Source organism: Thalassotalea euphylliae (assembly GCF_042682785.1).
Lineage (GTDB): Bacteria > Pseudomonadota > Gammaproteobacteria > Enterobacterales > Alteromonadaceae > Thalassotalea_F > Thalassotalea_F euphylliae.
Map to the genome: position 1 here is coordinate 618,977 of NZ_JBHUIB010000003.1, position 12,792 is coordinate 631,768.

General features: G+C 41.9%; 10 protein-coding genes and 1 riboswitch. Of the genes, 4 read left to right on the forward strand and 6 right to left on the reverse strand.

Features of this window, described 5'->3' with window-relative positions:
• Positions 1 to 23: 23 nt before the first annotated feature.
• On the reverse strand, positions 24 to 2,684 hold the full coding sequence (locus tag ACFSJY_RS10080) for a TonB-dependent receptor plug domain-containing protein (RefSeq protein ID WP_386033839.1): 2,661 nt from the start codon (positions 2,682 to 2,684) through the stop codon (positions 24 to 26).
• Between the two features lie 362 nt (positions 2,685 to 3,046).
• Here ACFSJY_RS10080 and ACFSJY_RS10085 point away from each other — a divergent pair, with 362 nt between their 5' ends.
• The gene (locus ACFSJY_RS10085; protein WP_386033841.1) at positions 3,047 to 3,805 is read left to right on the forward strand and encodes a Nif3-like dinuclear metal center hexameric protein; all 759 of its coding nucleotides are present in this window, start codon (positions 3,047 to 3,049) and stop codon (positions 3,803 to 3,805) included.
• Between the two features lie 51 nt (positions 3,806 to 3,856).
• On the opposite strand, the gene ACFSJY_RS10090 is transcribed toward ACFSJY_RS10085, so the two are convergent.
• Complete coding sequence (locus ACFSJY_RS10090; RefSeq protein ID WP_386033843.1) at positions 3,857 to 4,468, reverse strand: ElyC/SanA/YdcF family protein; 612 nt, start codon at positions 4,466 to 4,468, stop codon at positions 3,857 to 3,859.
• A gap of 307 nt (positions 4,469 to 4,775) precedes the next feature.
• Positions 4,776 to 4,972, forward strand: a riboswitch (Lysine riboswitch).
• A gap of 150 nt (positions 4,973 to 5,122) precedes the next feature.
• On the opposite strand from ACFSJY_RS10090, the gene lysC reads away from it, so the two are divergent.
• Positions 5,123 to 6,472, forward strand: a complete 1,350-nt coding sequence (lysC, locus tag ACFSJY_RS10095) for a lysine-sensitive aspartokinase 3 (RefSeq protein WP_386033845.1) — start codon at positions 5,123 to 5,125, stop codon at positions 6,470 to 6,472.
• Between the two features lie 48 nt (positions 6,473 to 6,520).
• On the opposite strand, the gene ACFSJY_RS10100 is transcribed toward lysC, so the two are convergent.
• Positions 6,521 to 6,961, reverse strand: a complete 441-nt coding sequence (locus ACFSJY_RS10100; protein WP_386033847.1) for a MarR family winged helix-turn-helix transcriptional regulator — start codon at positions 6,959 to 6,961, stop codon at positions 6,521 to 6,523.
• A 7-nt stretch (positions 6,962 to 6,968) separates the two neighbouring features.
• Complete coding sequence (locus ACFSJY_RS10105) at positions 6,969 to 7,451, reverse strand: glutathione peroxidase (RefSeq protein WP_386033849.1); 483 nt, start codon at positions 7,449 to 7,451, stop codon at positions 6,969 to 6,971.
• A 131-nt stretch (positions 7,452 to 7,582) separates the two neighbouring features.
• Between ACFSJY_RS10105 and ACFSJY_RS10110 the strand changes: the two genes are divergently transcribed.
• Positions 7,583 to 8,455, forward strand: coding sequence for an NAD(P)-dependent oxidoreductase (locus ACFSJY_RS10110; RefSeq protein WP_386033851.1), 873 nt, complete (start codon positions 7,583 to 7,585; stop codon positions 8,453 to 8,455).
• A 47-nt stretch (positions 8,456 to 8,502) separates the two neighbouring features.
• Positions 8,503 to 9,363 carry a substrate-binding periplasmic protein gene (locus ACFSJY_RS10115; RefSeq protein WP_386033853.1) on the forward strand — a complete coding sequence of 287 codons (861 nt, stop codon included), beginning with the start codon at positions 8,503 to 8,505 and terminating at the stop codon, positions 9,361 to 9,363.
• Here ACFSJY_RS10115 and sbcB read toward each other — a convergent pair whose 3' ends face one another.
• Together sbcB and ACFSJY_RS10125 are read right to left on the reverse strand one after the other, a co-directional pair.
• Entirely contained in the window at positions 9,364 to 10,809 is a 1,446-nt protein-coding gene (sbcB, locus tag ACFSJY_RS10120) for an exodeoxyribonuclease I (protein WP_386033855.1), read from the reverse strand.
• 181 nt (positions 10,810 to 10,990) lie between these two features.
• Complete coding sequence (locus ACFSJY_RS10125; protein WP_386033857.1) at positions 10,991 to 12,571, reverse strand: AbgT family transporter; 1,581 nt, start codon at positions 12,569 to 12,571, stop codon at positions 10,991 to 10,993.
• Positions 12,572 to 12,792 lie beyond the last annotated feature (221 nt).

Sequence of the window (12,792 nt, forward strand, 5' to 3'; positions counted from 1 at the left end):
TTTTTAGTCTGACTAAACCGCGTTTAGAATTTATATGTTGCTTGTGCGTATGCAAAGCGGCCTTGGCCACTGTGAACATTTACAACAAAGCCCATAAAGTCATGGTAGGCAAATGGTGGCTCTTCGTCGAACAGGTTAGTTGCACCAAGCGTTAATACGGTATTCTCGATACCGAAGTAATTGATTGATGCGTCAACTGTTGTCATAGAGTCAACTTTTCCTTTTGCAGGGTCTTTCTGATTAAATTCGTCTACAAAGTTGATGGCCATCGTCGTGCTGAAGTCATCTTTGATCCAATCAACTGATGTAGTCCATCTTATCTCAGGTTGTTCAAAATCGCCTTCTTTGAGATGTAGCCTTGAACCTCCTGTACCGTCAGGTCGCGTATCTTCAAACTCAACTACGTAGTTCATTACATAACCGAATCTAAATTGACCATACTCTGTTTCCAGATTATATCTGACATCTAAGTCAAAACCTGATGTATCGATGTTGCCGATGTTTCTGAAAGTGTCGTTGATTTGAATAACTTCACCAGGGTCATTGGGAATCGTGGTTGGCCTACGCTCGACAATTTCAGGGTTTAAACCTTGAGTATCCATTAAAAACTGACCATCAGCAGTTATTACATCTTCTATTTCGTAAGTGTAATAGTCCACTGAGAAGTTGAGATTTTCTGTAACATTGTATATTACCCCTAAGTTATAACTTGTTGACTCTTCAGCGTCCAAATCAGGGTTGCCTTCATATACCAACGTATATTCTTGACCATCACATGAGTTGTCTGCGTTTGCTGTAAGAGCACAACGTGCAGTATCTATTAGATTTGGAGACTCATCTGTTCGACCTAACCCTAGTTGATGCAATGATGGTGCTCTGAATGCGGTGCCATATGAGCCTCGGATGCTTAGATCTTCATTCGGCGCCCACAAAAATGATACTTTTGGATCGGTTGTCGTACCAAAATCGCTGTAATCTTCATGTCGAACAGCGAGTTGGATTTCTAATGTTTCCAAAAGAGGCAATGCAAGTTCGCCGAAGACAGCTGTATTGTCCCGCGAGCCTCTAGCTTGCGTTGCTTCTGTTCCAAATATATCACCGCGAATAAATTGGTCATCTGGGTTATCAGAAATTTTCTCTTCCCGATACTCTGCACCAACAGCCAACATCAGATCACCGTACTTCATTTCCATGATTGGGCCAGAGATTTTGGCGTCAATTGAACGGTTAGTGGACTTTCCAACTCGAGTAGTTGTTGTTTCTATATAATCCAAAGATTCTTGTGAATTTTGTGATGGTTCAAATGGGTTCCAGTACAGCGTTGAACCATCATCTTGCAATACTCCATCAATTGCTTCTTGTGTACGACGAGAGTTTGGAAAACCATCTACACCGCGTTCGGTTGATTCACTTTTGATGTAACTGTAGGCTACTTCCCAGTTCCAATCCCCAAACTCCCCTTGTAAACCAAGAATTGCACGATAGTAGTCTGAGTCAACACGCTTTTCACGGTTACCAATATCGACAGTACGACGACGCATGGTTAAGTCTTGACCGTGGAATTCGTGATCGGGCATATCTGCAAAGGGATGATTTGGATTATCACCAGACATAAAAAGCTCATTGAAACTTGGGCTACCTGCACCGCGAATAACAGATTTAGAATTTTGGCCGTTGAGTTCGCCAAAAACGCGAACCGTGTCGTTAATCTCATATTTGCCCATGTAGTTCCAACTGAAACGTTCAGCATCCGGTATCATTGTCATATGAGGTGCATAGTCATAGCGACAATTACTCCCAATTTGGTTACCGTCTGTATCTCTAATTGGTGTAATCTGATCCGCGGGACAAACGTCATTACCAAATGTGTCAGCAATTCTTCCGGTTCCATCAGCGAGCATAATCGAACCTGATATACCTGATGAAGACCGGTAGTCTGTTGCTAATGGGTCACCTGTTCGAGCAAATTGGTTGGCAGTTTTTGAATAATCTCTGTCTGCATATAACACTTCTTCCCGATCAAAATACTCTAAGATAAAAGTATGGCTCGATTTTTCAGTTTGGTTACCAAACACCATACTGATACTCGTTTCTTCACCGCCTCCGTCGGCTGTTCCACCAAATTTACCTGATAACTCAACACCCTCGACATCATCACGCAAAATAACGTTGATTACACCAGCAACCGCATCAGAACCATAAGTTGCAGAAGCACCATCTTTTAGGATATCTACACGTTTAATCGCAGAAAGAGGAATGTTGTTGATATCAACGAAAGCAGTGTCAATACCTTTGGCAAATGGACTTACTGATACACGACGCCCATTAACAAGGATAAGTGTTGAGTCAGCACCTAAGCCACGAAGTGATACAGAAGAACCACCGTTGGCCGTGTCATCTGAGCTGTTTGCTTGTGTTGAGAATGTACCTTGACCTGAAATAGGAAGCTTAGTGAATAAGCTAATTAAATCGGTAACACCTGTTTTTTGAATATCTTCAGAAGATAAACTGGTGACAGGTGATGGGCCTTCCATACTGGTTCTCGTGATATGAGAACCTGTGATTTGAATGCGTTCTACTTCTTCTTCAGTCTCTGCTGCAACGGCTGTAAATGATTGTGATGCAAATAGAGCGGCTGAAATACTGAGCGCAAGAGAGGTTTTCTTTGAGAAAAATTTAGTCATTTTCCATGTTCCTTTTGCTTATAATTATTGTTGTCAAATCCGTTATAAAATCCTGGTGTTAACATCGTATTAACAAGAGCTAACACGCTGTTTTACAAGGCAATGCATGACGCTAATTTTGTAACAAATATGTTCCCTTATAGGAATAGGTTTTATGTATATAACTATTGGTATTTGTAAATAAATCTGTCCAAAAAATAACCGTAATTTGACGCTAGCCCAGAGCTATATTGATTTTCGTACGACTTCGTTCGTATAAACGAAAATTTTTCAAGTGCTGTTTTATTACACAAATAAATCGGAAGTTGGGGCTGAAATACGAAATATGAGACACTATTGTTAGAATAAATTTGGAAAGTGTTATGAAAAGAAAAGAACTAGAACAAATTTTAAATGACTTACTTCAGCCGCATCTTATCAAAGATTTTTGTCCAAACGGACTTCAGGTTCAGGGTAGTGAAGAAATTAGCAAAATTGTGAGTGGTGTAACTGCGACGGAAGCGCTTATTGACAAGGCGATTGAAATTGGTGCGGACACCATTTTTGTACACCATGGTTATTTTTGGAAAAACGAACACCAACCAATTACTGGTATGAAATATCGTCGTATTCAAAAGTTAATCGCGAATAACATCAATTTGTTTGCTTATCACTTACCGTTGGATATCCATCCAGAGTTAGGCAACAACGCACAGCTAGCAAAACTATTGGGCATAAAGCCAACGGGCCCATTGGAGCTGGGCAACCCAACCAGTGTTGGTGTGCAGGGCGAGTTGCCATTTGGTATTGATGGTGAAAGTTTTAAAGCGCTTATTTCAAATAAGCTTGACCGTGAATGCTTGCACATAGCTGCGCCGTCAAACAAAACTATCAAAACGGTTGCTTGGTGCACAGGCGGCGGACAAGGTTATATTGATTTAGCCGCCAGCCAAGGTATTGATGCGTATATAACTGGCGAGGCATCTGAGCAGACCACACATGTCGCCAGGGAGATGGATATACATTTCTTCGCAGCGGGTCATCACGCTACAGAGCGTTATGGTGCGAAAGCGGTTGGCGAACATCTGGTGACTGAGTTTGGATTAGATGTCACCTTTATTGATATCGACAATCCAGTTTAATCAATAATAGCTCGCCGCTTTACTGTTAAGTTCTATTTACTATCTTAATGGCTAATAGGCGAGCCATTGCCACAGTCTTCCCATTGACTCGTACCAAGCATTGCTGGTTTTTTCTAGATTACCTGTCACTGGCACAAAGTGAGACCAGTGCAGTGGTTCATTAATATTCTTAATTCTAAATCCAGTGGGCGCTGGAATAGCTTTAACACCCTCTAGTTCAAAATATTTCATCGCACGAGGCATGTGACTCGCATCAGTCACCAATACGACATTTTGACCAATAACTCTTGGCGCGATTAGCTGAGCTTCTTCTCTGGTGTCTTTTGGAAAAGGCTCAGTGATAATTTTACTTCTCGGCACCCCTAGTTCAATGGCAGCTTGTTTTACTTTTACCGCATTGGTTACTTCATCATGAAAGGCAAAGCCTGACGTTATTATTTTGGCTTCTGGATGTAACTTGGAAATACGTACACCTTCGATTAGCCGTCTTAATGAACAATCTTTCAATTGCGTCAATGCAGGCATTTCATAATTTGTTGTGTGTCCACAGCCCAATACAATGATGTAATTTACGGGTGTGCTCGAGCGTGAAAATGTCTCATAACTATTTTCAATGGGGTGCATCAAGTTGTCAGCAACCGGACTAATTGAGGATAGTGTCATCAAAATGAAAGCGGACAGTAGGCTTGTTCTTGCCAGTCCAGGTTTTCTTTTCAGAGTAAAAAGCGCAATCAACATTAGAAACAGCGATACCGTCAACGGCATCAAAGTCACAGAAATAATTTTTTTTATGAGAAAAAAGTCCATGTATCAGATAGCTAGTTGTTTAAGGCCCGCAAACTATACCAATGAATGAAGCGGGACTACATTGTTTTGACAACAAAATTAAATAGACATCTAAAAGTCTATTGAATTAAACCGCTAAATGGGGTTTAATGATGTCGCTTTGGAGTATTTACTTTAAAACTCCAGCACCAGAAGAGGTGCGATAGCCAGGTAAGTAGCGCGAGGAACCACATTCCGATGAAAGCTACTGAGGGGGACTATCGCCGAGGATGCTGTTTTGAGTGGCAAAACACATTCGGTCGCTAGGGTTGAATCCCTAGGATTGTCACCGCTATTCGTTATTCCCAATAACGAATAGCATGGTGGAGAGCTTCTGGCTGAAAATGTTAGCTATACCAATACAAGCGCATCCCTCAGCCTTGCTCTTCCTGTTGTAATTAGTACTTAATTTGCTAAGAAAGGGAGAAAACCCAATGAATTGCTCGCTACAATTAAGCTGTTTGCTTTCCTCTATCGATGGAGAAAATGACAATGGCTAATATCACAGTCGCAAAGTTCGGTGGCACCAGTGTCGCAAATCACGAAGCTATGTCGCGTTGTGCCAACATTATCAAAAATGACTTGAACAACCGTGTAGTCGTGGTATCAGCAAGTGCTGGAGTGACTAACCACTTGGTTCGATTAGGGCAGGCTGACGTACCTGCAGCCGAACGTAGTCAAATTTTAAAAAGTATTCATGATATTCAAAGTGCCATTGTCGATAAACTGCAAGATAGTGATGAGTTGAAACGGACAGTGGCTCAAACGCTAGACCAGTTAGCAACACTTGCGGACGTACAAGCCTCACAGTTCAATGCAAAGCATGCAGACGAGATATTGTCTTTTGGTGAACAGCTCAGTTCTTTACTTTTTACCCAAGTACTCAATGAAATAGGCGTTTCAGCACGCTGCTTTGATGTTCGCCAAGTGATGAAAACGAATAGTTTATATGGTCAAGCAGTTGTGGATACAGAAGGGTTGAAAACTCATGCGTTAGAGCAGTTAAAATCGTTACTGGCTGATTCAGTCATTGTTACTCAGGGCTTTATTGGACAAGACGGGTTAGGCCATACCACAACACTGGGCCGTGGTGGCTCAGACTATAGCGCAGCACTTTTAGCCGAGGCAGTTGATGCTGACAATTTAAGCATTTGGACGGATGTGGTGGGAATTTTTACGACCGATCCTCGAATTACAGACCAAGCTCGAGCTATCCCTGAAATTAGCTTTGGTGAAGCGGCTGAAATGGCAACATTTGGTGCTAAAATTCTCCACCCTGCAACCCTTATTCCTGCAATGCGCCAAAATATTCCGGTATTTGTGGGGTCCAGCAAAGAGCCGGAAAAAGGTGGCACATTCATTCAACAATCTGTTGCTTCAAATCCAACATATCGATCAATTGCATTGCGTCGAGAACAAACACTAGTGACAGTTAAAAGCCCAGCAATGCTTCATGCAAGCGGCTTCTTGGCAAAAGTGTTTGCTATTTTAGCTAAGCATGAATTGAGTGTTGACCTGATTACAACCAGTGAGATCTCAGTTGCGCTAACTTTTGATAATCCAACTGGCAGTACCCAATCGGTTATCAATAGTAACGTTGTTGCTGAACTAGAGCAGCTTTGTGAAGTTACTGTTGAGCATGGCTTGTCGTTAGTTGCTGTTATTGGCAACAACCTTCACAGAACAAAAGGGCTGGGGAGTAGCGTATTCGATAAAATTAACGATTTTAACATTCGTATGATTTGTCATGGCGCGAGTAGCAACAATCTATGCTTCTTGGTCCCTGAACAGGACGCAAACACGGTCGTTGAACAGCTGCACGACACGTTGTTTGCCGCTTAACTGACGTTAGTCGTAATAACACCCTGATATTTAAAAACGCCAAGTGCTCTAATTTAAATGAGACTTGGCGTTTGACATCAGCTTGTCGAGCGTATGCTGCAAGCTTGCTAGTTCATCTACTTTCATACCGGTTAACGAATATAGCTTGCCCGGTATATGTCGTGCTTTTTGTTTGATGTGTCTGCCATGCGCAGAGAGCGCAATAGTTACAGAGCGTTCGTCATCTTCACTACGCTGTCTTTTGATGAGCTGCGCCGCTTCCATTCTTTTGAGCAAAGGTGACAATGTTCCTGTATCTAGATCCAATTTTTCACTCAAGAACTTTATTGGTACACCGTCATTTGCCTCCCATAACACCAGCATCACAAGGTATTGTGGATAGGTAAGGCCGATATCTTTCAATAAAGGCGCGTATAACTTAGTAATGGTTTTATTTAAGTTATACACACGAAAGCATAGTTGCTTCTCAAGTTTTAAATTTTCACTCATTGTTGACTCACAGCAGTGCTTTAATTGCACCCTCTATCGCAGCAGGTTTTGTAATTGTGGCAAAACGCTCAACGCTTTGACCGTCTCGGCCAATTAAAAACTTAGTAAAGTTCCACTTGATGCTTTCACTACCTAATATGCCTGGTGCTTGTTTTTTCAAATACTTATACAAAGGGTGAGCATTATCACCGTTTACATCGATTTTACCAAACACTGGAAATTTAATGTTGAACTGTAAATCGCAGAATGACTTTATTTCTTCGTTGGAGCCTTTTTCTTGCTCTTTAAATTGATTACAAGGAAAGGCCAATATTTCTAAACCTTGATCTTTGTATTTGTCATAAAGTTCTTGAAGGCCTTTGTATTGCGGTGTAAACCCGCATGCACTTGCAGTATTCACAATGAGTACAACTTTGTCTTTGTAATCTGCTAAGGAAACTTCGTCACCCTTAAAGTCTTGTGCCGTAAAGTCATAAATAGAGGCTGCCATATCTGATCCTATAAATATTGTGAAAAATAATATTGTGCACAATATATAATTTTATCTTAGAAAGATCAATTACTAGAGTAGGTATAGCAAATAAAGTAGTATAGCGGTCTATTCACTCAAATATTTTTGCTATGAAAAAAGTCGCATTTATTGGTTTAGGTGTCATGGGGTATCCAATGGCAGGTCATTTATCAACAACTGGGCATGATGTAACGGTTTATAACCGCACAACAGAAAAGGCTGAAGCATGGACGAAAGCGCATAAAGGTGGTTATGGCATTACGCCATATGATGCGGCAAAAGACTGCGATATCGTGTTTTTATGTGTAGGTAATGACGACGATGTGCGAAGTGTTGTCTATGGAGAACAAGGTGTTTTAGCGGCAATGAAAGAGGGCGCTATACTTGTCGACCATACTACGGCATCTGCAGAACTAGCCCGTGAATTAGATAGTGCTTGCAAAGAGAACGGCATTGGCTTTTTAGATGCCCCCGTTTCAGGCGGCCAAGCAGGTGCGGAAAATGGTGTGTTAACTGTTATGCTTGGAGGCGATGACGTAAACTACCAGCAAGCAAAGCCTATCATGGATGCATTTTCACGTTTTACTCAGCTAATGGGACCTGCTGGCAGCGGCCAATTGGCTAAAATGGTGAATCAAATATGTATAGCTGGTGTCGTGCAAGGCTTAGCTGAAGGCTTCAATTTTGCGCAAAAGGTTGGTTTAGACCCCGATTTGCTTGTTGAGACTATTTCCAAAGGTGCAGCAGGTTCATGGCAAATGGAAAATCGCTACAAAACGATGTTTGATGGCGAATACGAGTTTGGTTTTGCGGTAGACTGGATGCGCAAAGACTTGTCGATAGCGTTTGCTGAAGCAGAGAAAAACAATGTACCGTTGCCTATGACTAAAATGGTGGACGGTTTTTATGAAGAAGTGCAACAATTAGGCGGTAGCCGTTGGGATACGTCTAGCTTAATTGCCCGTTTTAAAGACGCTAAGTAGCTATTGCGTTATACTCATTTAAATGTCGACAACTGTGTGAGGTATAAGTGCGACGATTAATTCTTGCTATGTTAATAGGATTTAATTTCGCATTAGGGACATTTGCACAAGCTAATCAAACATATCGTATCGTTACGCCTGGTCCCTTGGATGGGCATAACGTGCGAAACCCATTTGTAGAAGAACTTCTACACCTAATTTTCGAACGACAAGGTTTAAATCTAGACCTTGTTTATAATGACAGAACATTTACACAAGGACGGGCATTAAAAGAGCTCAGTGAAAGCGATACGATCAACCTCAATTGGTCTGCGACTTCTAAAGAACGACAACAGAACCTTAGAGCTATTGAAATCCCGCTGTATCAAGGGCTGATTGGTTGGCGCGTTTTATTAATCAAGCAAGGTGAACAAAGCCGCTTTAACACGATTGAGTCGCTCGAGATGCTTAAATCACTAGTGGCAGTGCAACGTTTCGACTGGCCAGATTATCAAGTACTGAAAGAAAACGGTTTAAACGTGGAAGGTAATTTGTCTTTCGAAAATCATTCGCTAGCCGTAAATGATGGCATAGCTGACTATTTTCCTCGTTCGGTACTCGAAATTGTAAGAGAAGCCAAAGAAAGCAGGAACAGTGGTTTATCGATAGAGTCGAGTATCATTTTGAAATATCCCGCGGCTTATTATTTCTTTGTTAATAAAGATAATGAAGAGTTAGCACGGGTGATCGAAAAAGGATTTCGACTGTTACTAAAAGATGGTGGGTATATCAGTTTGTTCCAAGCACATTTTGGTGAGCAACTTAAATCACTTAAATTGGACAACCGTAGAGTGTTCAATTTGAAAAACAGCACGTTCCCGAGTCAAGGCGTTGTTGCCGCGAGTAACAACGCTCTGTTTTACGAGTAGCTAGCTCTGAAGATACTCGTACAGTGCTTTTAGAATACTAATTTTATGAGCATTGTCTTCATATTCGTGAACAAGATTTTCAAGCTTGATCATGAATTCATCTGCGCTCAACAGACCTTTCCCACCCGTTTGAATTTTGTCACGACAATATGCTTGCCATTGTTGTGCTTCGTCAGGGGTAAGCGTATACGGGTAGTTTCTGGCGCGATAGCGATATAGCATTGGCGCAAGTCGCTCATCTTGGAAAGCAAACTCATGATTTGCTATTTGCTCTGGTGCCAAGTTTTGCAAAATTGCCATTTGTGCTTTATCTGCTTCAGAGAAAAAAGCGCCTCCATATAGCGCATGTTCTGGCTCTTGAGTATGAGTATCATCAAATTCCTGGGTAAATACCTCGTTTAACTTATCAATAATATCGCGATGGGCTTTAAGCTTGCTTAAATGCTCTAGGCAGGTTTCACGTGGTATCGCCAAGCGTTCGGCGTTTTCAGGTAGTAGAGTTTTCGCAGGTGCAACAACAGGGCACTTATTAATATGGATCAGTTTAACTGGAATCGGTAACTCACCTTCCGCCAATTCATCGTAGCGTGTGTATAATCGCTCTTCGATTTCTCCAGCGCTTAGCTCAAATAATGGGGAAGGGTCTTTCGCAAGGTCAATGGCTATCACCGCATTTTTATTCGTTGGGTGGTAAGCAATTGGCGCAAACCAACTCGTACATCCATGTTCTGCAGATATTTTACTGGAGGTATGAACTATCGGTGTCATGTTGTAGACATCTATTAGCTCAGCGACAGCCTTTTTATTCCTTAATCCAAATAGAAAATGATAGAGTTTAGGTTGCTGGTCTTTAATCAGCTTAGCCATTGCTATCGTTGCATAAACGTCGCTCATGGCGTCATGAGCAGCCTCGTGGCTAATACCATTTTCTGCTGTTAACAGTTCCAGACGAAAGCTGACCCTTTCTTCGCCAGTTTCTTCGTTTGTTACTTTTGGCCATTTGATACCGTCTGGACGTAACGCATAGCAGGCCCTGACCATGTCGATTATATCCCAGCGACTATTGCCGTTTTGCCATTCACGCGCATAAGGGTCGAAAAAGTTACGGTAAAACATGTAGCGTGTAACTTCATCATCAAAGCGAATGTTGTTGTAACCGGCGACACACGTATTTGGTTGGGAAAACTCTTGATGAATACGCCTTGCAAACTCTGCTTCAGGTAAACCTTCTTTTAACGCTTTTTGAGGTGTAATTCCTGTCACTAATGCAGCTTCGGGATGTGGCAAATAGTCAGCGGGTGGCTGACAATAAAACATGATGGGTTCGCCAACAATGTTCAATTCTAAATCGGTTCGGATAGCGGCGAATTGTGAGGGTTTATCGTATTTAGGGCTAACACCCCAAGTTTCATAATCGTGCCAAAGAATTGTAGGCTGTGCTGTCATAACGCGTGTACAAGACGTCTTCTTATTTTGTTGGTGCAAACTTTATCACAGTTTGGGTGAGTTGACGTTATTGCGGAAAAATTTAGTTCGCTGTTGCTCACTATGTTTTGTCAAAAGCGGTATTGGTTATGTCTGCGTGGTTATCGAATGAAAAATTCGATAACCACAACAGAATAGATCATTATGGCGTGTAATATACCGGAGAATTAGGGCCTACTGGCATACCTAATGCAAATACCCAAATATAGAACAAGGCTACCCAACCAACGAAGAACGCCATACTGTATGGCAGCATTGTTGCTACTAGGGTGCCAATACCCATATCTTTCTTATATTTGGTGGCCACAGCCAATATCAAACCAAAATAGCTCATCATGGGGGTTATCAGGTTTGTAACAGAGTCACCAATACGATAAGCGGCTTGGATAGTCTCTGGTGCATAACCAATTAACATCAGCATGGGGACAAAGATTGGTGCTGTAGCTGCCCACTGAGCAGAGGATGAACCTAAGCTCAAATTAATTAACGCACACATAAAGATAAAGAGTACGAATACTTCAGGGCCTGTTAGGCTCAAGGCCTGTAATAGCTCAGCGCCGTTGATAGCCAAAATAGTGCCTAAGTTGGTCCACTTAAAGAAAGCGACGAATTGAGAGGCGAAAAATACAAGCACAATATATAAGCTTAATGAGCTCATACTTTTACTCATAGCATTGATCACATCAACGTCATTTTTCATAGTGCCAACCACCTTTCCGTATACAAAACCTGGAATGGCAAACACGATAAAGATAATGACAACGATACCTTTTAAGAAAGGCGAACCCGCAACTGCGCCTGTTTCTGGGTGACGCAAAATACCGTCTTCAGGAATAATCGTAAGAGAAAGTAAGGCAGCTACCATTAAGAAGCTTACGCCTGCCCATTTAAGGCCTTTTTTCTCTAGTGCAGAGAGATGCTCGATATTTGAAACAATAGGCTCGCTAGCTTCGCTTTCGTTGTATTTACCTAAGCGAGGTTCTACTACTCTTTCTGTAATGACAGTACCTAAACCAGCGATTAAGAAGGTTGATACAATCATGAAAAACCAGTTCGCTTCAGGGCCAACTTGATAATTGGGGTCGATAAGCTGTGCTGCAGCACTTGTAATCCCTGAAAGTAGCGGGTCAATTGTGCCTAAAAATAAATTTGCGCTATAACCGCCTGATACGCCGGCAAATGCGGCAGCAAGGCCAGCTAGAGGATGTCTTCCTAAACTATGGAAAATCATCGCAGCAAGCGGAATAAGTACAACATACCCTAGCTCAGAAGCAGTGTTCGATAAAATGGCGGCGAATACTACCATGAAGGTCACTAGACGCTCAGACGCGCCCATCACCATGCCACGAAGTGCAGCAGATAACATGCCCGAGTGTTCTGCAACACTCACCCCAAGTAACGCTACAAGCACAGTACCAAGTGGGGCAAAGCCGGTAAAATTAGTAACCAAACCGGAAAATATTTTTTGTAAACCTTCTGCGCTCATTAGGCTTACTACTTCAATGACGCCGTCAGGATCTCTACCAGCAGAGCCTACTGGGCGAGGATCGATCGCACTCAAACCAAAAAAGTCTGCTATCCCGCTAAAGACAATGATAAATAAACAAAACATTGCGAATAACGTGATGGGGTGTGGGAGGAGGTTACCCAAAAATTCTACCGTTGATAAAAATCGGTTAAACAACCCATTTTTAGGTGTTGACGGAACAACACTTGAAGTCATATGTAAACGCCTTATTGCTGCGAGCAGATAGATTCCGCTTCTTTTTGTCAAAGTTTTTACTGGCTTTGTGTTTCGCTAAACATACATTTAAGCGTGAATGCCAACTTACCAAATTGATTTACAACACAATTTATTCAAGAAATAACCGCTGTTCCATTAAGCAGGTTAATGTAGTGTCGTAAAAGCCCGACATTATACGTAAAAGCAAGGGAAATATGCCA